Annotated in this window: 15 protein-coding genes and 2 pseudogenes; 6 read left to right on the top strand and 11 right to left on the bottom strand. The window is 34.1% G+C overall.

The genetic code is table 11. The features are described 5' to 3' along the window. The first annotated feature begins 2 nt into the window (after positions 1-2). From D6T69_RS00005 to D6T69_RS00020, 5 genes are all read left to right on the top strand, one after another. Entirely contained in the window at positions 3-2,474 is a 2,472-nt protein-coding gene (locus D6T69_RS00005) for a S8 family peptidase (protein ID WP_125065868.1), read from the top strand. Positions 2,475-2,549: 75 nt separating this feature from the next. Then, entirely contained in the window at positions 2,550-3,341 is a 792-nt protein-coding gene (locus tag D6T69_RS00010; protein WP_125065869.1) for a hypothetical protein, read from the top strand. Positions 3,342-3,352: 11 nt separating this feature from the next. Next, positions 3,353-3,505 (top strand): hypothetical protein, encoded by a 153-nt coding sequence (locus D6T69_RS15905; protein ID WP_164506660.1) that lies wholly within the window; start codon positions 3,353-3,355, stop codon positions 3,503-3,505. Next, a complete protein-coding gene (locus tag D6T69_RS00015; protein WP_125065870.1) occupies positions 3,486-5,075 on the top strand; it encodes a recombinase family protein in 1,590 nt (529 codons plus the stop codon). Before D6T69_RS15905 ends, D6T69_RS00015 begins: the two co-directional genes overlap by 20 nt. Positions 5,076-5,571: 496 nt before the next feature. Beyond that, entirely contained in the window at positions 5,572-6,546 is a 975-nt protein-coding gene (locus D6T69_RS00020; RefSeq protein ID WP_125065871.1) for an IS3 family transposase, read from the top strand. A gap of 266 nt (positions 6,547-6,812) precedes the next feature. Here D6T69_RS00020 and D6T69_RS00025 read toward each other — a convergent pair whose 3' ends face one another. From D6T69_RS00025 to D6T69_RS16210, 5 genes and pseudogenes are all read right to left on the bottom strand, one after another. Continuing rightward, a complete protein-coding gene (locus D6T69_RS00025; protein WP_121146196.1) occupies positions 6,813-8,774 on the bottom strand; it encodes an OmpA family protein in 1,962 nt (653 codons plus the stop codon). Positions 8,775-8,785: 11 nt separating this feature from the next. Continuing rightward, a complete protein-coding gene (locus D6T69_RS00030) occupies positions 8,786-9,706 on the bottom strand; it encodes a PorP/SprF family type IX secretion system membrane protein (protein ID WP_121146197.1) in 921 nt (306 codons plus the stop codon). 9 nt (positions 9,707-9,715) lie between these two features. Further along, positions 9,716-16,909, bottom strand: a complete 7,194-nt coding sequence (locus tag D6T69_RS00035) for a gliding motility-associated C-terminal domain-containing protein (RefSeq protein ID WP_125065872.1) — start codon at positions 16,907-16,909, stop codon at positions 9,716-9,718. Between the two features lie 56 nt (positions 16,910-16,965). Continuing rightward, positions 16,966-20,085 carry a choice-of-anchor L domain-containing protein gene (locus D6T69_RS00040; RefSeq protein ID WP_164506661.1) on the bottom strand — a complete coding sequence of 1,040 codons (3,120 nt, stop codon included), beginning with the start codon at positions 20,083-20,085 and terminating at the stop codon, positions 16,966-16,968. A 399-nt stretch (positions 20,086-20,484) separates the two neighbouring features. Further along, positions 20,485-20,682 (bottom strand): annotated as a pseudogene (locus D6T69_RS16210) (transposase); the annotation flags it as partial. A gap of 88 nt (positions 20,683-20,770) precedes the next feature. Between D6T69_RS16210 and D6T69_RS00050 the strand changes: the two are divergent. Further along, a pseudogene (locus D6T69_RS00050) lies at positions 20,771-21,257 on the top strand (integrase core domain-containing protein); the annotation flags it as partial. Positions 21,258-21,359: 102 nt separating this feature from the next. On the opposite strand, the gene D6T69_RS00055 reads toward D6T69_RS00050, so the two are convergent. The 6 genes from D6T69_RS00055 to D6T69_RS00080 all read right to left on the bottom strand — a co-directional run bounded on the left by D6T69_RS00055 (position 21,360) and on the right by D6T69_RS00080 (position 26,158). Next, positions 21,360-21,791: a hypothetical protein gene (locus tag D6T69_RS00055; protein ID WP_121146200.1), complete on the bottom strand. Its 432-nt coding sequence runs from the start codon at positions 21,789-21,791 to the stop codon at positions 21,360-21,362. 593 nt (positions 21,792-22,384) lie between these two features. Beyond that, entirely contained in the window at positions 22,385-22,591 is a 207-nt protein-coding gene (locus tag D6T69_RS00060) for a hypothetical protein (protein WP_121146201.1), read from the bottom strand. A 30-nt stretch (positions 22,592-22,621) separates the two neighbouring features. Then, positions 22,622-23,533 (bottom strand): IS1595 family transposase, encoded by a 912-nt coding sequence (locus tag D6T69_RS00065; RefSeq protein ID WP_164506662.1) that lies wholly within the window; start codon positions 23,531-23,533, stop codon positions 22,622-22,624. A gap of 410 nt (positions 23,534-23,943) precedes the next feature. Beyond that, a complete protein-coding gene (locus tag D6T69_RS00070; RefSeq protein WP_121146203.1) occupies positions 23,944-24,351 on the bottom strand; it encodes a hypothetical protein in 408 nt (135 codons plus the stop codon). 112 nt (positions 24,352-24,463) lie between these two features. Then, entirely contained in the window at positions 24,464-24,649 is a 186-nt protein-coding gene (locus tag D6T69_RS00075) for a hypothetical protein (RefSeq protein WP_121146204.1), read from the bottom strand. A gap of 138 nt (positions 24,650-24,787) precedes the next feature. Further along, on the bottom strand, positions 24,788-26,158 hold the full coding sequence (locus D6T69_RS00080; protein ID WP_121146205.1) for a tyrosine-type recombinase/integrase: 1,371 nt from the start codon (positions 26,156-26,158) through the stop codon (positions 24,788-24,790). Positions 26,159-26,173: the final 15 nt, after the last annotated feature.

Genomic DNA, 26,173 nt, shown 5'->3' on the forward strand with positions numbered 1-26,173 from the left:
CTATGCAACAATTTCCACACTTAAACTTTTCAGAAAAAATAGTAGGTAGGGCTCGCTATAATGGAGGTCCAAGACCCTCACAACAAACAGATGATAATAAAAATAATAGAACTGGGCACAGTTCATTTCTTACTGGAAAAACATCTAATTTAAAGCAATCTTGGGTTGAACATAATAAAAGTCGTCAAGAAAAGAACTTAGCCCCATTAAATCCTGAAATCCAACCGATATTTTTACAAATAAACCCTGACTTACTTGCTGACATTCAATTTGATTTAGAAAACCTAAATATTGAAATCATTTCTCAGGAAGACAATGGATTTATTGTTGGTGCTTCACTTGACAATCTACGCACTTTAGAAGAGAAAATAAGTGGCTTTATTGATTCTGAAAGAGGTACTGGAAGAATTGCCGATTTATGGCAAATAATAGATGGCAATAGAGAAGATTGGAAACCTCAGCATATATTATCCCCTGAACTATATGAAAAATGGAATGAAATAGATGATAATATAGATTATCATGTAGAGGTTTCTGTTGCTTTTGACAAACCTATTAAGGTAAGTTTAAACCCTGACAGTACAAGATATCAATCTCAATTAGATAAATTTAATAGACTTCAAGAAGAAAGAGATGAAAAATACTTTGAAAGAGAGAATGGATTTGAACAATTTATAGGTCATTACAAAGCAGAATTAACAAGTAGCATAATAGACCTTGGAGATAGTTTTGCTTGTCAAGTACGTATCTCAGGAAAAGGATTAAAAGATTTAGTAGTAAACTATCCTTTTGTTTTTGAAGTAGCAGAAGTTGAGCAACTTGAAACAGTTACTGGTTCAACATCCGAAGAGACTGATTTTAATTTAGAAATAATTTCTCCTGATAATGATGCTCCTGAAGTTGGAGTGATTGATAGTGGCATTCAAGAAAATCACAGATATATTGAACAAGCAATCAAAACAGTTAATTCTAAATCATACGTCGATGGAGATACAAGCACATCAGATAAAGTTCCCAATGGAGGGCACGGAACAAAAGTCGCTGGAGCATTATTATACCCTAAAGGTGTTTCACAACTAAACTCACCATATCAGTTACCGTTTTTTATTAGAAATTTAAGAGTTTTAGATAGTAATAATGGACTTAGAAATAAATTCCCTGCTGACCTTTTAAACAGAATTATACAAGACAATCCTGATTGCAAAATTTTTAATCACTCAATTAATTCAACTCAGCCCTTTAGATTGAAGCATATGAGTACTTGGGCTGCAATGTTAGATACATTAACCCATTACAACGATGTTCTATTCATATGTTCAGTTGGTAACATATCAAGACAAATCATAAAACATTATATTCAGAGTAATAATCAATATCCTGATTATTTAGAAGAACCTTTTTGTAGGGTAGCAAATCCTGCACAAAGTAGTTTTTCTTTAGTTGTAGGTTCAGTTAATCATCTTGATTTTAATAATGACAATTGGAACACTATAGGGATTAAAGATGAGGCTTCTGCTTTTTCAAAAATTGGAACAGGGATATGGGGTATGATTAAACCTGATGTCGTAGAGTATGGAGGAGCAATGCAAATTTCAAAAGATGGAGCAATTCTTGTAAGCAATAAGGATACTTCAATAGAACTCATTAGATCAACTTTGAATGGTGGAAGTGCTTATGGGCAAGATTCGGTAGGAACCTCATTTGCTACCCCAAAAGTATCTCACATAGTTGCTCAACTAAAAAAACTATATCCCAACGATGGCGTAAATTTATTAAGAGCATTAGTTGTTCAAGGAGCAAGACTACCTAACAATCACTTCTTAAATCCTAACGCTACAAGCATTAAGCACTTTGGGTATGGTATCCCTTCATTAGAAAGAGTTACTGAAAACACAGAGCATAGAATTACATTCTACAATACTAATAATATTGAAGCAGAACAAGGGCAAATTTACACTCTAAAAATACCTGATTCCCTTAGAGGTCAAGGAGATGATTATAATATATTGGTTGAGGTTACACTTGCTTATACGGCAAAGGTTCGTAGAACAAGACAAAAGACTAAATCTTATTTATCCACTTGGCTAGAATGGAAATCTTCAAAAATTAATGAACCTTACAATGATTTCAAAGAGTATGTACTCAAAGAAATTGAACAAAGAGAAACTTCGTACGATAGAGATACAAGAAGTGAGTTATCCAATTTTGAATGGAAAATTAAAAATCGAACTAATGGCAATGTACAAGGTATTAGTAGAAACAATAGCACAGTACAAAAGGATTGGGCAATCATAAAGTCATATAATCTTCCAGAAGAAGTAAGTTTTGCTGTCTTAGCACATAAAGGTTGGGATAGGCAAAAAGAACCAGTACCTTATGCATTGACAGTATCCATAGAGATACTCGGAGCAGATATTCCTATATATGAAGAAATAAGATTAGAGAATGAAGTTGAAATTCAAGTAAACTCATAAGACAATGTAGTCTTAATTAAATTTTAATTTGTTTCCTAATGGTAAAATTTGTATTTTTGTATAAATTTTACAACTATGAACATTGATAAGTACAGAGAATTGACTCCTGAATTAACAGAGCGAGCAATCCTCCACGAACTCGGAAACATACCTACTTCATATTTTGAATTTACAAATAATGAAATATCAAATTACAGTTTAAACTACACTAAAACTGGAATAACTGCTGAGGTTTCCCCAAGAGCGTTAAACAGATGGATAGAGCAAGGAGTCGTTGTTATTGATAATGCCGATAAAGGGAAAACAAAAAGGTTTAACAGACTTGAAAGCATTTGGATAAAAGTTGCTGTGGAACTACGAAAATTTGGCGTATCCTTAGAAGACTTAAAATATATCCGTACACAATTATTTGACTACACAGTTGAAGATTTTAATATGTTTAAGTTTCAAGTCCTCTTAAATATACTTGAGAAGCCTAAATACTTAATAATAAGTGAAGATAAGGAAGCAGGATTTTACACCTACGAGATTTATGCTGATAAAGTCTCTAAAGGTTTTTTATTCTCTCATATCAACGTTAGGTTTATTGATTTCATCAGAGAGGAGTTTCCAAACAATAATTTTAAAATTAATTTCGGCATTAAAGACATTGATGAGAATGTAGAAAAAGTCTCTTTGCTATATTACTTAAAGACTAATGATTTTCAAGAAATGCGTGTTATCCTTTCCGATGGAGACACAAGGTTAATTACCAATTCATCTGAACTTAAAAGCAATCAACCCTTGTTAGAAGTAATTCAAAACTGGGAGTTTAAGTGTATCAAAATTCAAATTGACGATGAGGCTGAATTTATAATTGAGAATTAAAAAAACCTGCTATGTTGAAGTTAGAAAAATGTAAAAAGGTATTACAAGCAGGAGGCAAAAAGTATTCTGATGATGAGGTTAAAAAAATCAGAGAGTTATTATATAAAATGAAAACTATAGTTGATGACGTAAAGACAATGCAAGATGAGAAACTGGAAAGGTAAAAGGACTGTACTAATTTCAAGAGTTAGTACAACAGACCAAAAAGACAATGGTTATAGTCTGCTTCAACAAAAAGACTTACTTTATGAATACTGTAACAAGCATAGTATTAATGTTGTAAAATACCTTGAAGAAGATTATACAGGAACAACTTTAGAAAGACCACAAATAAAAAAATTAAGGCAATTAATAAAGACTAATCAAGTTGACTTAGTGTTGTTTCATAAATGGGATAGATTTTCAAGAAAAACTTCACAAGGTTTAGTAGAGATTGAAAACATACAATCCAAAGGGGTTGAAATAAATGCTATTGCGGAGTATATCGATTTTAAAGTTCCACAACAAAGAATGATGCTTTTTATGTATCTCGGCTTGGGGGAAGTAGAAAACGCTGTTAGGAGTCAAAGAACAAAAAATGGTATCATAGGGGCATTAAAAGAGGGGCGACACGTAAACAAAGCACCTATTGGATATATTAACGGCAAAGACCCTAATAATCCATCAAAACCATTAATTCAACCCTGTCCAGAAAAAGCACCTTTAATAGAGGCTATATTCAAAGAATATGCTACAGGCTTATATAGTCAAGAAAGTCTAAGAAAAAAATATCATAAATTAGGTATTAATCGAACTAAAAGTCAATTCAGTAATTTATTATCAAATATAAAATATGCTGGTAAAATTATGGTTCCAGAAAATAATGGAGACCCTATGAAAATCATTGACGCTCTGCACGAAGCCATTATTGACCCTGTAACATTTCATAAAGTCCAACAAATTAAGAACAACAAGGCTAATGCAAGAATTAATACAAAAAAATCAAGTAAACACGAAGAACAATTACCTTTACGAGGAGGAGTACTTAAATGTGCTAAATGTGGAAATAACTTAACAGGAAGTCCATCAAAAAGTAGAAATGGAAATTATCACTATTATTATCATTGCAACGCAAGAAAGGGCTGTGGAGAGCGTTTTAAAGTTGAGTTAGCACATACTGAGTTAGAAAAGATTTTAACATCTCTAAAGCCTCCTACAGAAGTAGTGGAGTTGTTCAAAGAAATTCTTGTTGATGAATACAAATCAAATCAGTCTAACAGATTGAATACAGTAAAAAAATTAAAGAAACTGAAAACTCAAATTGAAGAAAAATTAGATAACCTTACTGAAAAATTCATTGACGACAGTATAGACAAGGAGACTTATAATAGACTAAAAAACAAATACAACAACCAAATAAATGATTTAATCATTGACATAGACGAACATTCAGATTATCAAAAAGATATTAATCTATATGTTGATTTTGGTGTTCAATTACTCACAAGTCTAAATAAATTCTATAAAAAAGCAACTACTGAAATCAAGAGAAAGATAATTGGTTCGATATTTTCTGAAAAATTGGTTTTTGAAGATAAAAAGTATCGAACCGCAAAATTAAACGATGCTGTTGCTGTTATATTTAACAATAACAAGGAGTTAGAGATAAGTGTGAATAAAAAAAGACACGCTATTTCTAACGTGTCTTACTCAGTAGCGGGAACAGGACTCGAACCTGTGACCTTCGGGTTATGAGTTCGAAGAATCACCTTTTTTTCACGCTTTTTCTATGTAAAAAATTGTAAACTGTTTACGAAACCGTTTACGGTAAATTAAACAATTAACTGCACCCCAATATAGAAATTTCCATACATTATTTTTAATAAAAAGTATAAAAATTATTTTATTTTCGCCAGCCTTTAAATGTTATGAAAAATGTATAAGCGAAATTATCATCCATTGATGATAGTATTATACGCTATCGGAATACCTGACAATCAACAAATTACTCAAATCCCCAAGACCACTAAACATAATTGAAATCAGTTTGCACATGAGCATTACTATGGAAGTGATTGGGTTCATACTTGTGAAAATCAGTTTGATACTATCAAAGATGTTTTTGCTTCTAAGTTTTTATTTAAAGCTATGCGTTTTTTATCGAAACTAGAAAAGGGTATTTACACATGCTAGGAGAATTTTCACAAAATAAAAACTATTAAAACTACATACTTCAAAAATTGTTGCTTCTGTGCAACATTTGGCTTCTTTATCAAAAATATCAGTAGCTACTGCTTGTAAATATTATGGGATTTCTAAAGATTGGTATTATCAAGAAAAAAGAAAAATTATTTGTAGCCTAAACCCCTTAAAAAAATGTTATAAACAATACCCCAATCAACTAACGATACAAGAAATAATTACTATTGAACAATTAATTAAAGACTCTATCCATTTTGGAAAAACTAAAACCACTTTATACTATTACGCTCTTAAAAACAATCTTATTTCCTGCGGAAAATCTACCTTTTTCAAATATACTGCTGCTTTAGGATATCAAAAGATAAAACGATTCAAACAACCCATTAAAAAAGGGTTTAGAGCAACTAGAACTTTTCAATGGTTGCATGTAGATATTACCAATGTTACTACTATTGAAGATGGCATACAAAAAGTTGCCTTTGTAAAAGATAATTTTTCTAAAGCTATTTTGCATGTAGCTTCTAGAGATGGAAAAGCAGGAAGCAGGTTTATTAAAAACCTTTTTCAAGAGACTTTTACAAAGTATGATTTACTCAACACTACTAAACCTATTAGTATTTTGTCTGATAGAGGCTCTGAAAATAAAGGAAAACTTCTAACTTGGATTAATAGCATAAAAGCCCCTCCACTTATTACTAAAATTACTGCTAGGACAAAAGAATTTCCATTTTCTAATTCAATGGCTGAAAGCAAGCACAGCATTTATAAAACCGAGTTTCTCCACGGAAAACATTCTTTAAATCAACAAATACATTTGCTCGATTTACAGCGTTTTATAGAATATTATAATCATCACAGATATCTAACCGAATTGTATGGATATACTCCTATGGAAATCATTCAAGGTAAAACTCCAAATAAAGACCTTTATAAGCAACAAATACAACTTGCTAGAAAAAAAAGAACACTAAATAATCAAGAATTTAACAATTGTAGTATAAAAGTGTCTTGTATAGCACAATAGAAACCAGAAAATACAGGATAACTACCACAAATAATTTTTGTAGCAACAAAATTTTAAATCTAAAATAACCTCTACTTTACAATTAAAAGTAGAGGTTATTTTGTTAAGCCGTAATTAACTGGTAATCAAAACATATCAATTAAGTGTTCCAATATTCGAACCCTTTTGTTGTGGTTTTTAATAAAAAGTGCACTACGGTAATTTTATATTTAATTCTTGCCACTAACTTACAAAAAAGCTATACAATATGTATAGCTTTTTAAAAATTATTCCTTTTTTTGATTAGTTACTTTAACATTGTCTCCTCTTTTTACGATATAAAAATAAGATCTTCTATTTTTTTGATGTTCTTCTTCAGTACATTTACTTTGATTTGAATCATCGCAATCATTCAGTAGTTTATCTTCACCATAACCAATAGCACTTTCAATTCTATCAGCATTAATTCCTCTTGAAATTATATAATCTCTGGTAGATTTTGCTCTGTTACTGGATAAGGTTTTATTGTATTCTTTGGTACCCCTACTATCTGTATGAGATTCTATTTTGATAATTAAATCTGGATTGTTATTTAAAACCGAAACAATATGTTCCAATTCATATTCTGCATCTTCTCGAATATTATGCAAATCGAAATCAAAATAAATTGGATTGATTACTATTTGATCTTCTACTATCAAAGATTCTAATTCAATGTTCTCAACCACTGTTTCTTTATTTATATCCAATGTTTTGGTATCCTTTTTTGCATTCCTGTAGTTTTCTTTTGAAACTACTACTACAAAGTTCTTCTCACAATCTATCTTTTTAAACAAATATTCTCCCGCTCTTCCTGTTCTTTGTTCTTCTATAGGCTCTCCCTTTGAATTCATTAATTGAACCAACACCTCTGAAATTGGTTCTCCTGTTCTAGAGTCTGAAACTATTCCTTTTATATCTTCTTTACAATTGTAGATTGTAAAACTATAAATATCATCATCGCCTTTCCCTCCTTTTCTATTGGATGAGAAAAAACCATAGGTATGCTCATCGTTAATTACAAAAGCAAAATCATCAAAAGGTCCGTTAACAGGACTTCCTAAGTTTACCGGTGATGTAAACTCATTGTTCTCTTTCTTAGACTCAAAAACATCTAAGGCTCCCAATCCTAAATGACCATCTGATGCAAAAAACAAAGTTCCATCATTACCTATAAATGGAAACATTTCTCTTCCTTCTGTATTGATTTTCTTACCTAAGTTCACTGGCTCCCCGAAAGTATTATCTCCTAAAACATCAGCCTTATAAATATCCGTTCCTCCATAACCATTTGCCATATCAGACACAAAATATAATGTTCTTTCATCTGGGCTTAAAGCAGGATGTCCACAGGAATAATCTTCACTATTAAATGGTAATTCTTGTATATTCCCCCAAACATCTCCTATTCTTTCTACTGAATAAATCTTAAGATGAGAAACCCGGTCTTTATCTCCTTGCAGTCGTTTTCCATCAAAATTATCTCTTGTGAAATATGCTTTTTTCCTATCTTTGGTTATAACTAAATTAGATTCATGATACTTGGAACTCAACTCATTTATCATGTTAGCTTCTTCAACTTCTAAAACTTTATTTTCCTTGACTGCTTTCTTTTCTGTTTTATAGATATTTAAAAATGGTTGTCTATTCCACCTATATAACTTCTTGTCTTTTTCTGACTTTGGTTTTGCTGAAGCGAAGTAAAAATCATTCTTATAAAGAAATCCTCCAAAATCAGAATATTTAGTATTCGATGAAATGTTATGAATATTTATGTACGTCTTTGGCTTGTTAGAATATTCAACAAAGTAATCTTCATTTTTTTCTAAAGCTTCTGCTCTACTGTCATTTCCCAAATCTTTTAGTCTAAGTAACCATTTGTCTGATTCTTTTACTTTTCCATTAGTCTTTAAAACTTGTGAATATCGAAAAATATGCTTTGGTGAAGCAACAGACATGTAAGAATTCATAAGCTTGTTATAGTATTTCTCTGCTAAATCAAACTCAAAGTTAAAGTAATGTGAATCGCCTAGTCTGCTCAATACTAAATAGGAATCATCTCCTTTTTCATAAATTACTTTATACAACTCCGTTGACTTTTTATACGCAAATTCATTAAAATATCTATCTGCAGCATACTTACGTTGCCCAAATGTAACTGTTGTAAATAGTATGCATATCAATATTTGTAGTGGTATTGTTCTTCTCATTTTTACTTTTTTTAAAAGAATCTTGGAGATTTAGTTGCTAACTCTCGGAATATCTCCCATTTTATCATTAATTCATAGGTACCTGAGTTGTAGTTACTATAATTTGAAGTGGTCAAATCATAAGCAAACCCAATATGTAAATTTTCGGTAGCCTGTAACCCAAGTAAAGCACTAATGGAGTCATCCCATCTCCAAGCTGCTCCTGCTGTAAATTTTTGGTTGAATAAAAAATTGGCAGACACATCTAGTGATAAAGGAGCACCACTTACAATTTTTGTTAAAAAAGCAGGCTTAAACTTGATACTCTCATTTAAATCAAAGACATATCCACCTATAAAGAAAAAGTGCATTCTTTCTTCTGCTACATCTCCGCCACTATTCGCATCATCATAATGCTCCGTTCTTATGATATTAGGAACTGCTCCTCCTAAATACCAATTATCAGTGTAGTAATAAATTCCCGCTCCAATAGTTGGTAAAAATCGATTGATATTCCCTTGTAACCTTTTATCTTCCCTATCTTGAATCAATCCTCTACTCCAGTCTACATTTAAATGTCTTCCACCTAATTTCAATCCAAATGATAAATTCCCTTCATCACTAGTTCTTACTCTATAAGAAGCATTAATATCTAAAAAAATCTCTCTTGCTGGTCCAATTCTATCATTGGTAAGGTTTACTCCTAATCCAACTCCGCTATAACCAAGCGGAGCATCATAACTTAAGGTTTGTGTATCTGGGGCTCCATCAACTCCAACCCATTGTGTTCTTCCTAATAAATTTATTATGGTATGTCCACTAGAACCAGCATATGCAGGGTTAACACTCATTGTATTATACATGTATTGTGTATACTGTGGATCTTGTTGTGCATTGATATTTAATCCGCTAAATATCAATGCTACTATTGTATATATATATCTTAATTTCATATTATTTTTTTATCTGTTAATATATAACCATCCTACTTTAGGTTTAGACCCGTCTCCGAGATCAATGACATAATAATAAGTTCCTGAAGGTAATTTTTCATCAACATTTATATTCGCTCTTCCGTTTGAAATACCTCTAAAAGCAACGTCTTCATTATTATAGCCTGATGCTTTGTAAACAGTATTACCCCATCTATTAAATATTTCAACTGAATTGTTTTGATATTCCAGACTGTCAATACAAGAAATATAGAATACATCATTATCTCCATCTCCATCTGGAGTTAAAATATTGTACGGAGTTCCACAAGGGTTGGTATCTGAATCTAAATAATCTGGAATACCATTTCCATTTGTATCTAAAGCATCATTTGTTGTTGGATCTCCATCTCCTGGACCTTCATCCATGGTATCAATTCCGTCATTATCATCATCGGTATCTTGATAATCTGGAATTCCATCTCCATCAGAATCAGGAATATCAACTGGATCTCCTCCATTGTCTGGATCATAAGAATCGTCTATTCCATCTCCATCGGTATCATTTCCAGAAGGAAGTACATCTGGAATTCCATCTCCGTTATCATCATTTCCTTCTATTACGTCTGGTACTCCATCATTATCACTATCAGAATCTAAACTATCTGGAATTCCGTCTCCGTCAGTATCAACAGATCCATCTCCTTCATCAACATCTAAAATTCCATCGTTATCATCATCTAAATCTAAGGCATCTACAATTCCATCTCCGTCGTTATCTGGTTCTACAATTACAATTGCTTCTGCAGTATCACAATTACCAGGATTTAAGACCTCACATATTTGATACTGAATAACATAAACCCCTTCCTGTGTATTTGCTGGAACAATCAAATTACCTTCTGCATCTATTGTAACACCAATTAAGCCTCCATCATCAACTACATTTATAATAATATCACTATCATTAACTAATATTCCATTTAATGTATCATTCACTGTTAAATCTCCTGCAACCCCTCCTGTAAATCCATTTACATTTGACAAATTAATTGGGGTTAAGTCATCCGTTGCAATTATTGGCGCCCCCGTTACCTCTACTACAGAAGTTACTGTATCACAATTAGTAGGATTGTTTACCTCACAAATTGTATACTCTACATTATAACTTCCCGCTGGTGTATTTGCCGCCACTGTTACTGTTCCATCCGAATTTAATGTCAATCCTGTTGGAACTGTTACTGGTGTTACTGTTACATCTCCTGGGTTTGTACCTACTGTTACTGGTGACCCATTTAATGTATCATTCGCTGTTAATGCAGAAGTTGTTCCTCCTGGTAATCCATTCACTGGTGTAGTAGTCTCTGTTACCGCATCTATAACCGGTGCACTTACCTCTACTACAGAAGTTACTGTATCACAATTAGTAGGATTGTTTACCTCACAAATTGTATACTCTACATTATAACTTCCCGCTGGTGTATTTGCCGCCACTGTTACTGTTCCATCCGAATTTAATGTCAATCCTGTTGGAACTGTTACTGGTGTTACTGTTACATCTCCTGGGTTTGTACCTACTGTTACTGGTGACCCATTTAATGTATCATTCGCTGTTAATGTAGAAGTTGTTCCTCCTGGTAATCCATTCACTGGTGTAGTAGTCTCTGTTACCGCATCTATAACCGGTGCACTTACCTCTACTACAGAAGTTACTGTATCACAATTAGTAGGATTGTTTACCTCACAAATTGTATACTCTACATTATAACTTCCCGCTGGTGTATTTGCCGCCACTGTTACTGTTCCATCCGAATTTAATGTCAATCCTGTTGGAACTGTTACTGGTGTTACTGTTACATCTCCTGGGTTTGTACCTACTGTTACTGGTGACCCATTTAATGTATCATTCGCTGTTAATGTAGAAGTTGTTCCTCCTGGTAATCCATTCACTGGTGTAGTAGTCTCTGTTACCGCATCTATAACCGGTGCACTTACCTCTACTACAGAAGTTACTGTATCACAATTAGTAGGATTGTTTACCTCACAAATTGTATACTCTACATTATAACTTCCCGCTGGTGTATTTGCCGCCACTGTTACTGTTCCATCCGAATTTAATGTCAATCCTGTTGGAACTGTTACTGGTGTTACTGTTACATCTCCTGGGTTTGTACCTACTGTTACTGGTGACCCATTTAATGTATCATTCGCTGTTAATGTAGAAGTTGTTCCTCCTGGTAATCCATTCACTGGTGTAGTAGTCTCTGTTACCGCATCTATAACCGGTGCACTTACCTCTACTACAGAAGTTACTGTATCACAATTAGTAGGATTGTTTACCTCACAAATTGTATACTCTACATTATAACTTCCCGCTGGTGTATTTGCCGCCACTGTTACTGTTCCATCCGAATTTAATGTCAATCCTGTTGGAACTGTTACTGGTGTTACTGTTACATCTCCTGGGTTTGTACCTACTGTTACTGGTGACCCATTTAATGTATCATTCGCTGTTAATGCAGAAGTTGTTCCTCCTGGTAATCCATTCACTGGTGTAGTAGTCTCTGTTACCGCATCTATAACCGGTGCACTTACCTCTACTACAGAAGTTACTGTATCACAATTAGTAGGATTGTTTACCTCACAAATTGTATACTCTACATTATAACTTCCCGCTGGTGTATTTGCCGCCACTGTTACTGTTCCATCCGAATTTAATGTCAATCCTGTTGGAACTGTTACTGGTGTTACTGTTACATCTCCTGGGTTTGTACCTACTGTTACTGGTAACCCATTTAATGTATCATTCGCTGTTAATGCAGAAGTTGTTCCTCCTGGTAATCCATTCACTGGTGTAGTAGTCTCTGTTACCGCATCTATAACCGGTGCACTTACCTCTACTACAGAAGTTACTGTATCACAATTAGTAGGATTGTTTACCTCACAAATTGTATACTCTACATTATAACTTCCCGCTGGTGTATTTGCCGCCACTGTTACTGTTCCATCCGAATTTAATGTCAATCCTGTTGGAACTGTTACTGGTGTTACTGTTACATCTCCTGGGTTTGTACCTACTGTTACTGGTGACCCATTTAATGTATCATTCGCTGTTAATGCAGAAGTTGTTCCTCCTGGTAATCCATTCACTGGTGTAGTAGTCTCTGTTACCGCATCTATAACCGGTGCACTTACCTCTACTACAGAAGTTACTGTATCACAATTAGTAGGATTGTTTACCTCACAAATTGTATACTCTACATTATAACTTCCCGCTGGTGTATTTGCCGCCACTGTTACTGTTCCATCCGAATTTAATGTCAATCCTGTTGGAACTGTTACTGGTGTTACTGTTACACCTCCTGGGTTTGTACCTACTGTTACTGGTGACCCATTTAATGTATCATTCGCTGTTAATGCAGAAGTTGTTCCTCCTGGTAATCCATTCACTGGTGTAGTAGTCTCTGTTACCGCATCTATAACCGGTGCACTTACCTCTACTACAGAAGTTATTGTATCACAATTAGTAGGATTGTTTACCTCACAAATTGTATACTCTACATTATAACTTCCCGCTGGTGTATTTGCCGCCACTGTTACTGTTCCATCCGAATTTAATGTCAATCCTGTTGGAACTGTTACTGGTGTTACTGTTACATCTCCTGGGTTTGTACCTACTGTTACTGGTGACCCATTTAATGTATCATTCGCTGTTAATGTAGAAGTTGTTCCTCCTGGTAATCCATTCACTGGTGTAGTAGTCTCTGTTACCGCATCTATAACCGGTGCACTTACCTCTACTACAGAAGTTACTGTATCACAATTAGTAGGATTGTTTACCTCACAAATTGTATACTCTACATTATAACTTCCCGCTGGTGTATTTGCCGCCACTGTTACTGTTCCATCCGAATTTAATGTCAATCCTGTTGGAACTGTTACTGGTGTTACTGTTACATCTCCTGGGTTTGTACCTACTGTTACTGGTGACCCATTTAATGTATCATTCGCTGTTAATGCAGAAGTTGTTCCTCCTGGTAATCCATTCACTGGTGTAGTAGTCTCTGTTACCGCATCTATAACCGGTGCACTTACCTCTACTACAGAAGTTACTGTATCACAATTAGTAGGATTGTTTACCTCACAAATTGTATACTCTACATTATAACTTCCCGCTGGTGTATTTGCCGCCACTGTTACTGTTCCATCCGAATTTAATGTCAATCCTGTTGGAACTGTTACTGGTGTTACTGTTACATCTCCTGGGTTTGTACCTACTGTTACTGGTGACCCATTTAATGTATCATTCGCTGTTAATGCAGAAGTTGTTCCTCCTGGTAATCCATTCACTGGTGTAGTAGTCTCTGTTACCGCATCTATAACCGGTGCACTTACCTCTACTACAGAAGTTACTGTATCACAATTAGTAGGATTGTTTACCTCACAAATTGTATACTCTACATTATAACTTCCCGCTGGTGTATTTGCCGCCACTGTTACTGTTCCATCCGAATTTAATGTCAATCCTGTTGGAACTGTTACTGGTGTTACTGTTACATCTCCTGGGTTTGTACCTACTGTTACTGGTGACCCATTTAATGTATCATTCGCTGTTAATGCAGAAGTTGTTCCTCCTGGTAATCCATTCACTGGTGTAGTAGTCTCTGTTACCGCATCTATAACCGGTGCACTTACCTCTACTACAGAAGTTACTGTATCACAATTAGTAGGATTGTTTACCTCACAAATTGTATACTCTACATTATAACTTCCCGCTGGTGTATTTGCCGCCACTGTTACTGTTCCATCCGAATTTAATGTCAATCCTGTTGGAACTGTTACTGGTGTTACTGTTACACCTCCTGGGTTTGTACCTACTGTTACTGGTGACCCATTTAATGTATCATTCGCTGTTAATGCAGAAGTTGTTCCTCCTGGTAATCCATTCACTGGTGTAGTAGTCTCTGTTACCGCATCTATAACCGGTGCACTTACCTCTACTACAGAAGTTACTGTATCACAATTAGTAGGATTGTTTACCTCACAAATTGTATACTCTACATTATAACTTCCCGCTGGTGTATTTGCCGCCACTGTTACTGTTCCATCCGAATTTAATGTCAATCCTGTTGGAACTGTTACTGGTGTTACTGTTACATCTCCTGGGTTTGTACCTACTGTTACTGGTGACCCATTTAATGTATCATTCGCTGTTAATGCAGAAGTTGTTCCTCCTGGTAATCCATTCACTGGTGTAGTAGTCTCTGTTACCGCATCTATAACCGGTGCACTTACCTCTACTACAGAAGTTACTGTATCACAATTAGTAGGATTGTTTACCTCACAAATTGTATACTCTACATTATAACTTCCCGCTGGTGTATTTGCCGCCACTGTTACTGTTCCATCCGAATTTAATGTCAATCCTGTTGGAACTGTTACTGGTGTTACTGTTACATCTCCTGGGTTTGTACCTACTGTTACTGGTGACCCATTTAATGTATCATTCGCTGTTAATGCAGAAGTTGTTCCTCCTGGTAATCCATTCACTGGTGTAGTAGTCTCTGTTACCGCATCTATAACCGGTGCACTTACCTCTACTACAGAAGTTACTGTATCACAATTAGTAGGATTGTTTACCTCACAAATTGTATACTCTACATTATAACTTCCCGCTGGTGTATTTGCCGCCACTGTTACTGTTCCATCCGAATTTAATGTCAATCCTGTTGGAACTGTTACTGGTGTTACTGTTACATCTCCTGGGTTTGTACCTACTGTTACTGGTGACCCATTTAATGTATCATTCGCTGTTAATGCAGAAGTTGTTCCTCCTGGTAATCCATTCACTGGTGTAGTAGTCTCTGTTACCGCATCTATAACCGGTGCACTTACCTCTACTACAGAAGTTACTGTATCACAATTAGTAGGATTGTTTACCTCACAAATTGTATACTCTACATTATAACTTCCCGCTGGTGTATTTGCCGCCACTGTTACTGTTCCATCCGAATTTAATGTCAATCCTGTTGGAACTGTTACTGGTGTTACTGTTACATCTCCTGGGTTTGTACCTACTGTTACTGGTGACCCATTTAATGTATCATTCGCTGTTAATGTAGAAGTTGTTCCTCCTGGTAATCCATTCACTGGTGTAGTAGTCTCTGTTACCGCATCTATAACCGGTGCACTTACCTCTACTACAGAAGTTACTGTATCACAATTAGTAGGATTGTTTACCTCACAAATTGTATACTCTACATTATAACTTCCCGCTGGTGTATTTGCCGCCACTGTTACTGTTCCATCCGAATTTAATGTCAATCCTGTTGGAACTGTTACTGGTGTTACTGTTACATCTCCTGGGTTTGTACCTACTGTTACTGGTGACCCATTTAATGTATCATTCGCTGTTAATGTAGAAGTTGTTCCTCCTGGTAATCCATTCACTGGTGTAGTAGTCTCTGTTACCGCATCTATAACCGGTGCACTTACCTCTACTACAGAAGTTACTGTATCACAATTAGTAGGATTGTTTACCTCACAAATTGTATACTCTACATTATAACTTCCCGCTGGTGTATTTGCCGCCACTGTTACTGTTCCATCCGAATTTAATGTCAATCCTGTTGGAACTGTTACTGGTGTTACTGTTACATCTCCTGGGTTTGTACCTACTGTTACTGGTGACCCATTTAATGTATCATTCGCTGTTAATGTAGAAGTTGTTCCTCCTGGTAATCCATTCACTGGTGTAGTAGTCTCTGTTACCGCATCTATAACCGGTGCACTTACCTCTACTACAGAAGTTACTGTATCACAATTAGTAGGATTGTTTACCTCACAAATTGTATACTCTACATTATAACTTCCCGCTGGTGTATTTGCCGCCACTGTTACTGTTCCATCCGAATTTAATGTCAATCCTGTTGGAACTGTTACTGGTGTTACTGTTACATCTCCTGGGTTTGTACCTACTGTTACTGGTGACCCATTTAATGTATCATTCGCTGTTAATGCAGAAGTTGTTCCTCCTGGTAATCCATTCACTGGTGTAGTAGTCTCTGTTACCGCATCTATAACCGGTGCACTTACCTCTACTACAGAAGTTACTGTATCACAATTAGTAGGATTGTTTACCTCACAAATTGTATACTCTACATTATAACTTCCCGCTGGTGTATTTGCCGCCACTGTTACTGTTCCATCCGAATTTAATGTCAATCCTGTTGGAACTGTTACTGGTGTTACTGTTACATCTCCTGGGTTTGTACCTACTGTTACTGGTACCCATTTAATGTATCATTCGCTGTTAATGCAGAAGTTGTTCCTCCTGGTAATCCATTCACTGGTGTAGTAGTCTCTGTTACCGCATCTATAACCGGTGCACTTACCTCTACTACAGAAGTTACTGTATCACAATTAGTAGGATTGTTTACCTCACAAATTGTATACTCTACATTATAACTTCCCGCTGGTGTATTTGCCGCCACTGTTACTGTTCCATCCGAATTTAATGTCAATCCTGTTGGAACTGTTACTGGTGTTACTGTTACATCTCCTGGGTTTGTACCTACTGTTACTGGTGACCCATTTAATGTATCATTCGCTGTTAATGCAGAAGTTGTTCCTCCTGGTAATCCATTCACTGGTGTAGTAGTCTCTGTTACCGCATCTATAACCGGTGCACTTACCTCTACTACAGAAGTTACTGTATCACAATTAGTAGGATTGTTTACCTCACAAATTGTATACTCTACATTATAACTTCCCGCTGGTGTATTTGCCGCCACTGTTACTGTTCCATCCGAATTTAATGTCAATCCTGTTGGAACTGTTACTGGTGTTACTGTTACACCTCCTGGGTTTGTACCTACTGTTACTGGTGACCCATTTAATGTATCATTCGCTGTTAATGCAGAAGTTGTTCCTCCTGGTAATCCATTCACTGGTGTAGTAGTCTCTGTTACCGCATCTATAACCGGTGCACTTACCTCTACTACAGAAGTTACTGTATCACAATTAGTAGGATTGTTTACCTCACAAATTGTATACTCTACATTATAACTTCCCGCTGGTGTATTTGCCGCCACTGTTACTGTTCCATCCGAATTTAATGTCAATCCTGTTGGAACTGTTACTGGTGTTACTGTTACATCTCCTGGGTTTGTACCTACTGTTACTGGTAACCCATTTAATGTATCATTCGCTGTTAATGCAGAAGTTGTTCCTCCTGGTAATCCATTCACTGGTGTAGTAGTCTCTGTTACCGCATCTATAACCGGTGCACTTACCTCTACTACAGAAGTTACTGTATCACAATTAGTAGGATTGTTTACCTCACAAATTGTATACTCTACATTATAACTTCCCGCTGGTGTATTTGCCGCCACTGTTACTGTTCCATCCGAATTTAATGTCAATCCTGTTGGAACTGTTACTGGTGTTACTGTTACATCTCCTGGGTTTGTACCTACTGTTACTGGTGACCCATTTAATGTATCATTCGCTGTTAATGCAGAAGTTGTTCCTCCTGGTAATCCATTCACTGGTGTAGTAGTCTCTGTTACCGCATCTATAACCGGTGCACTTACCTCTACTACAGAAGTTACTGTATCACAATTAGTAGGATTGTTTACCTCACAAATTGTATACTCTACATTATAACTTCCCGCTGGTGTATTTGCCGCCACTGTTACTGTTCCATCCGAATTTAATGTCAATCCTGTTGGAACTGTTACTGGTGTTACTGTTACACCTCCTGGGTTTGTACCTACTGTTACTGGTGACCCATTTAATGTATCATTCGCTGTTAATGCAGAAGTTGTTCCTCCTGGTAATCCATTCACTGGTGTAGTAGTCTCTGTTACCGCATCTATAACCGGTGCACTTACCTCTACTACAGAAGTTATTGTATCACAATTAGTAGGATTGTTTACCTCACAAATTGTATACTCTACATTATAACTTCCCGCTGGTGTATTTGCCGCCACTGTTACTGTTCCATCCGAATTTAATGTCAATCCTGTTGGAACTGTTACTGGTGTTACTGTTACATCTCCTGGGTTTGTACCTACTGTTACTGGTGACCCATTTAATGTATCATTCGCTGTTAATGTAGAAGTTGTTCCTCCTGGTAATCCATTCACTGGTGTAGTAGTCTCTGTTACCGCATCTATAACCGGTAAAACTGAAACCAATACTGAAGAAGAACTACAGTTAGTAGGTGAAGGTTTACAAACATTATAAACTAAAGTATAATCCCCTACAGGAGTTCCAGGAGCTACGATTACCTCCCCAGTAGCTGTATTAAGAGAAACACCTGCGTTAGTAGAGCTAATCTGAGCTAATTCTACATTACTAACTGAAGGATTTACCACCCCTCCAACTGTATCATTTAACAAAACATTAGTTACTGCAACTCCTCCCAAGGTAGTAGTAGAACCAGAATCGTTACTTGTTGTTATTATAGGTAATCCTCCAACACTAGAGATAAAAACCCCAGAATCATAAGTAGCATCTCCAACGTCAGCAATAGCTATTTTCATGTGATAAGTAACTCCTACAATCAAATTAATCACCGCAGAAAACTTTTGTGTTATACCGTTAAACTCAACATGAATAGGCTTAGTTCCTGTATTGGTACTACAAGTACTTCCATCACCTGTATGCCCATTATTAATATATAATGCTGTTTGTGTTAAATCAGCAGCGGTTCCATCTTGGTTACATCCTCTAAAACCTCCATTGATGTTATTTATTGACACAGAATTAGTAGTACCAGGAACTAAAGCTAAATTTAGGGAAGGTTCCTCTAAACCATCATAAAGCCCATTACTATTCAAATCCACTCCATTAGGTATTGATGGATCCGAACCTGAAGGATCTGAAACAAAAAAACCAAACACATCATTAAACCTAGAACCTACATAATCAGGATATTCATCTGAGCCAAATTGATATTCAACCAACACTCCAGAATAATTTGGTTGTGCAACAAAATCAAACTCAAATATTACAACGTCATTATTAGCAGTATTATCAATATTAATTACATCAATATCATTATAAGATATTCCTAAATTATCAGAGTTAGCTGTCAAATTGTTAGTAGAAAAAGCATTTGTAATAGTCGAAGTTGTAAATGCTACTCCAGTATCTAATTCCAAAGCTGCTCCTGCAGTACCATTTGAAAAAACACCTAACTGACTTGAAATACCAGAAGTTATAGTAGGATTACTTATTATTATACCTGCTGTTTGTAATTGAGCAGCAATATCATTTGCTGTAGGATTACTTGTCACTGTCGCTTGAGAAAAAGAATTTTCTTTGTAAAAGAAGATTAAAATAAAAAACAACAGACATCTTATTTGTTTTTTAAAAAAGTACTTTTTATTCATACATTACACTTTATAGTTAATTGATCTTTTTTAATTTTGTAGACACAAAATTAAAAAATAAGTCACAGAACATAATTTCTTAACCATAAGATTATCTTAATATTTATAAATTAATCTTATATCTATAAATATTTAAATTCTTATGTATCTCTAACAAAAAATGGTATCCTTATATCACTACGAATACCATAATTTTGCATAATATAAAACGTCCCCCATATTTTTTCACTGTGTTTACAAATCTAAAATAGAAAACAAAACCATCAAAAACAACACATTACTAAAAAATCTTCTTTATTTTTTGCCTATCTCAAAAAAAACACATATTCCAATATTAAAAAAAGCCGTTCACATCTTTTCCAAGAGCGATGGGAACAGCTTTTTTTAATATCTCAAGCTCTAGTTCTTTTCTTTAAGTTCTTTGCGTAATTGTTTTACTTCCAATGAGTCTGGTAATGGCTTTGTACTAACCTTTGAAACTGGGTTTGATTTTTGACCAGCCCTCCATTTATAAATACGTTGCACCTGAATTCCTAGCTCATCTGCTAATTCTTTAATATTTTCTCGCTGATAATTTAATCGGACTGCTTCAGATTTAAATTCAGTACTTTAAATTCGTTCATTATTTAAGATATTTATTTTTGATTAAACAGTCTTAAAAACCTGTCCGGGTAAATGTAGTAGCTCCAAAACACGCTTTAGAGCTTTTAACATAATTGATGATTTTAACAGAGAGGTATTACATATAGAGATACATTTTTTTTACCCAGCAATCGTATTGTATGGGTGCTTAATCACCTTATTAATAAAAAAGGGAAGCCTAAAAAAATAAAAATGGATAATGCCCCAGAGTTTATTCCCAAAATAACCGAAAACTGGAGCAAGATACATACTATAGAATTCAAGTACATACAGCTAGGAAAACCTACTCAAAATGCATTTATAAAAGGTTCAACGGTAGTTATCTAAGAGGCGTACTTGATAAATATATTTTTGAAAACCTAGAACAAGTAAGAGAACAAACATAAATATGGATAGAAGATTATAACAATTACAGACCGCATGATGCTTTAGGTAAAATGCCACCTGTAAGATTTGCAAAACTTAATTCTTTTGGGGCTAGCTCCAAAAGAATGAAAAACAATAGCTTTATAGAAATTTTAGAAAAATAAGCAGTTCTAATTAGAGGAAGCTTACAATATCCTATACTTATTCTTAAACTTGATTTCAATTAACAATGGTGATTATATAGTTTAAAAACCTTGGGATTTAACTCAAGGTTTCTTTGTATACAAAACTCTTCTTTCTTTTCCATTATTCCTAACCATTACCGCTTTTTCTCCTTCTGTTATAACTAATGTCCAATAGCTAAATGTTCTTCCTCCTTTACTTCTAAGTTCAGCAACATAAGAACCCTTATCCTCTTCCAGTTCCTTAAAACTTAATATTGTATAATAATACTTGATTTTTCCACCCTCTAAACCAAAAACAATTAAATTCTCTCCAGTTCTTCTATACTCTACAACTTGTAAAAAACAATCTTTAGCTTTTTGCTTGGTTATCCAATTGATGTTTTTGTAGTTTACAAAGGTGTTTGTTTGATATTCTGCATATTCATATTTCCAATCTCCAAATTCATCTTTTTTGTTTTGAGATAATGCTACGGTTGAGCAAATAAGAACAAAAATTATCAATCCTTTTTTCATTTTTAAAGTTATTAGAAGTTATCTGTTCCTAATAACTTTAGTTGTAAAAAAGAAGCGTGGAACAAAGCTAACATTCCATTCTTCTGAGGTACGACCAAGCACCCAACTATCCTAGAAAGTAACTGAGTAACCACGCCAATATGTGGTACACAGAGACTGTTCTATTCTTTGGATAGTTTCTTGAATAATTGGTCGTTTTCAGAATCTAAAGAATATAACTACGCTATATGTAATATTTTCTGTTGTAAATATATGTATTATTTCAGAACATTTTGTATATTAGCAATGAGCTTTTTAGCCCATGGGAATGGTTAAAAAAGCTTAGTCACTAAGGGAATGTGGTTTAAAAAACATTTTCTTAATGAAAGGAAATTAAGAAAAGAACACAAACTGTAAATACCGAAGTTAATCTCATTAGTTATACTTAGGTAAATTAAGAGCAAATAGATACTCTAAACTGTAAATAAAAGAATTGTAAATACCAAAGGTAGTCTCATTAGCTACACTGAGGTAAATTAAGAGCATTATACTCTCTACTGTATTAAAAGGGTTGTCTCCATTTAGACAGCCCTTTTTCTTATTATAACTGTTATTTATGTTGATTTAGGTGGTTTCCCATTTTTAGCATTTGGGACTTTCTTTTGCTTAGGTATTCTATGACCTTCAACCGAAGCTCCTCTCTTGACCTTACTGGTTTGATGTAAATCAATATTTTCTAAAGGTATTGGAATTCCTTTCTTTATATTTTCAATTCGTTCCTTAATGATAGCGTTTCTTCTTTCAATATGTGGTAAAGCCATAATTATAGTTTTCTTTCACTATAACTGAATCTACCATCTCCTGCTTCTGTCTATAGCCATTGCATAAGTCATTCTACCATCAAGACCTTGGGATATGGCTTTTGAGAATCTTTCAGTTTCACTTAATTGTCTTGTATTCCATCTAAACTCAAATTCTTGACAATATCTATAAAGTAAATGTTTACTAGTATTGTGATACACTCCAAATATTCCTCTTTTTAATTGGCTCCAAAAACCCTCAATAGTATTAGTATGCTTGTGGTCTGAAACATATTCATTAGCAGAATGATTTACTACAAAATGGTCTTCAAAAGAATCTTTTAAACCTCTATATACTCTAAACTCATCTGAATAAATCACACTTGTATCTTCGACAAAATGTCTAAGTAAAGCTCTCATTCCTTTTCCAGATAACCTTTTAATATGGATAGTTCTTACTCTACCACCACGTTCTACAAATCCAAAAATGGCAGATTTATCTTTCGTTGAACGCCCTTGAGCATTTCTAACTTTCTTATTGAAGTGTCTATTCTTGTTTTTACCGCCTACATATGTTTCATCAACTTCTACTTGTCCGAAAAGCTTAAAACTTTTGTCTTTCATAGCGTATCTAATTCTGTGCAACATAAACCATGCTGTCTTCTGCGTTACTCCAATATCTTTAGAAAGCTGGATGGAAGATAACCCTTTCTTATGTGAAGAAAATAAATAAAAAGCTACAAACCATTTAACTAAACTTACGTGGGTTTGATGAAATATAGTACCAGTGGTTACAGTAAATTGTTTTTTGCAAGAAGAACACTTGTATTTATTACTTGTTTTCAGATTGTAAATTTTATCGGAATGGTTGCAATGAGGGCAAACTGATTTTTCACCCCACCTTAGGTTAACTAAATATTCCCTGCATTTTTCATCTGTAGGGAACGCTTCTATAAGCTCCACAATGTTGCGGAATTTTAATAATGTTTTCATGATTTTTGATTCTTTAAGCTATTCAAAAGATAAGAAAAATTCATTAGAATAAAACGGAGCTGGATATTATCCAGCTCCTAGCTTAAAGAAATCAAGTGAATCACTACTTGATTCCAATTGACTTTAACAGTCAATCTAATTTAATAAACTTTGAATTAAAAAATTGTTTAAATTGCATAAAAAAGAGGGAGTTGCCGCTCCCTCTAAAAAAACCTTTAATTAAAAACTAAAATACCTATGAAAATATATTTAGTGAATCGTGAAATAATCAAAGGCAATATTTTTAATCTTGTAATAGAAACTTATTCAGATGGTTCTATTAAAGAATATTTAAGTTAATAAACTTTGAATTTTTAAAACAAGGTTTTTAAACTATATAATCACCTTAACAATTGTTGTAGTTCTTGAATTTGAATTAACATCATTTCAACATCTCCTTTTGTAGCAGGTAACGATTTTGGATTGAGTATTTTCTTCATTCCATACACAGCAGTATCTGATAGTAAATTACTAACAACCGTATTCGTCATACTCTTAGTATCAAATACTTTTTCTTCTTTTTTTAATAGGGTGTTGAGTTTAGAATCTAGTTCTTTGGGTACCAGTTGAGTTGTTGTTTGGGGTTTTATAATACCTAATTTATCAGTATTCTTTTTATAGCTACCTGAAACATATTCGTACCGATTTCTTTTATAACATGCCATGGTCCTACAACTTGCGCTACAATACTGTTGATTTCTTCGTTTTCTAATAAAAGCTTCTTTACAATGCTTACAATTTATCTTCATAGTTTATTTTATACTTTTTGAGGCTATAAAACGTTAAATTGAATAAAATTTAACGTTTTGTGAAATAGACAAAAAAAAAGACCAATCTCTCAATAAGTCTTTAATTTAGTTTTTACTTCTTATTAAAAACATTCTTTAGTAAGTATTGAATAGCATCTTCTTTGGTTAAAACAGGTTTCTTTACCTTTTTAATTTGAAGTGTGTTGATGCTAAATTCTTTTTGTAGTAATTCAAACAATGCTTTTTGCTCTTCCCTTGGAAGTGCTTTAGCCACTTGATATACTACTTGTGCGTTCAATATTACTTTTTTGCTTTAAAACTGAATTAAAGCACAATAGTAATAGCTTCTAATATAACCCTGTCACGTTTTGCAAGGACTCAAGAAGATTTGCAAGGTTTTGCTACTTTTTGCAACGATTTGCCAAGTTTCTAAGACCTATTTTATCAATGAAGAATAATCTTGTGGCAATTCTGCATCTATATCTCTTAGATATTTATCTAAGGCTGTAATGGTAGTATGTCCTGTAATCAGCATCAGTTTGCTTTTTGTTTCAAAAGGAGAGTTTGTTTTTCGTAGTTCTCTATATAATTTAGTAATAAAAGTATGTCGAAAACTGTACAAACCATATTCATTTCCTAATTTAAAATAATCTTTGATTTTCTTAAAACGTTTGGTAAAGTAATCTCGTTTGTTACTTTCTTCAATATCCCACGCTCCTCCCATTGCGTTTTGTGTAAATAAAAATGATTTTGCGCTTTTTTGCGTAAGGTCTGGAAGTTGTTTTAGTAATATATCAGGGATAATTTTAATTTTTACAGGACTGTTCTTTGCTTTTACATATAGCTTTTTGTCCTTGACATCAATATCTTCAACCTTCAATCTACACACTTCAATTGGACGTAAAAAGTTGTACGATATAAATTGAATAAATAATAGTAAGTGTTTATCGTTGTCTTCTAAATACTCATAAATATCTTTTTGAAGTTGAGGTGTATAGGTTTTGTTTCTTTTTGGAATTGATTTAAGAACATTTATCTTCTTAACGTAATTTTCTGTAATGAGTTCGTTGTCTTCTAAAATTTGAAATAACGAACTGATGTCTGTTCTTGTGTTATTTCTATTTCTTGCACTTGAGTTTTGCAAAACTTCATTTAGATATTCAATAATCAGTTTTTTATTTAAAGAGTTGATAGACTGTTTTTCATACCCTTTTGTATTTAACCATTTTGAAAAACGATGAATTCGACTCTTATATTTCGTATAAGAATTTTTGTTCATCAATTTTTCTTTTAAACGTAACCCGAGTTCAAAAGCTTTAACAATAGAGATTTCTTCAAACTCTGCTATTGTTTCTGAATTAATTTGCGCTTTTTGCGTTTTTTCTTGCGCTATTTTTGCGTCGACAATAGTAACATCAGAAATAGTATTCTCGTTAGCATCACTAAACAATTGGGCTTCTAATTCCGAATTATCTTGATAAGGATTAAAGCCTGCTTGAAGTAATTTCAACAAGGCTTCTTTCATTGTTTTTAAAAAAGCTATACGTTCCCTTTTTGTCTTTAATTTGTTTACGCCTGCTTTGATGTAAGGTTGACGTTTTAATTTTAAAGTTTCGGGATTTCTGTAAGAATAATATATAAACCAATCTCTACTTAATGCTGTTTTTTGTTCAGATTTCGTCAATTTCGACCACTCTGAAATCAGCACGCCACCAGTGTAAATTTTAGGTTCTGTAAAGTTCAATTTCATCTCAAAAGTGTTTACGGTAGTGTTTACGGCACGTAAAAGTAACAAAGTTAAAGACATAAAAAAACGGATTGT

Origin of the sequence: Tenacibaculum singaporense (assembly GCF_003867015.1) — a bacterium.
Taxonomy (GTDB): Bacteria; Bacteroidota; Bacteroidia; order Flavobacteriales; family Flavobacteriaceae; genus Polaribacter; species Polaribacter singaporensis.

Bases quoted from the DNA above. Each gene is read 5' to 3' on its own strand.
- D6T69_RS00005 (WP_125065868.1), top strand. From the start codon at position 3: ATGCAACAATTTCCACACTTAAACTTTTCAGAAAAAATAGTAGGTAGG.
- D6T69_RS00010 (WP_125065869.1), top strand. From the start codon at position 2,550: ATGAACATTGATAAGTACAGAGAATTGACTCCTGAATTAACAGAGCGA.
- D6T69_RS15905 (WP_164506660.1), top strand. From the start codon at position 3,353: ATGTTGAAGTTAGAAAAATGTAAAAAGGTATTACAAGCAGGAGGCAAA.
- D6T69_RS00015 (WP_125065870.1), top strand. From the start codon at position 3,486: ATGAGAAACTGGAAAGGTAAAAGGACTGTACTAATTTCAAGAGTTAGT.
- D6T69_RS00025 (WP_121146196.1), bottom strand. From the start codon at position 8,774: ATGAGAAGAACAATACCACTACAAATATTGATATGCATACTATTTACA.
- D6T69_RS00030 (WP_121146197.1), bottom strand. From the start codon at position 9,706: ATGAAATTAAGATATATATATACAATAGTAGCATTGATATTTAGCGGA.
- D6T69_RS00040 (WP_164506661.1), bottom strand. From the start codon at position 20,085: ATGAATAAAAAGTACTTTTTTAAAAAACAAATAAGATGTCTGTTGTTT.
- D6T69_RS00055 (WP_121146200.1), bottom strand. From the start codon at position 21,791: ATGAAAAAAGGATTGATAATTTTTGTTCTTATTTGCTCAACCGTAGCA.
- D6T69_RS00060 (WP_121146201.1), bottom strand. From the start codon at position 22,591: ATGGCTTTACCACATATTGAAAGAAGAAACGCTATCATTAAGGAACGA.
- D6T69_RS00070 (WP_121146203.1), bottom strand. From the start codon at position 24,351: ATGAAGATAAATTGTAAGCATTGTAAAGAAGCTTTTATTAGAAAACGA.
- D6T69_RS00080 (WP_121146205.1), bottom strand. From the start codon at position 26,158: ATGTCTTTAACTTTGTTACTTTTACGTGCCGTAAACACTACCGTAAAC.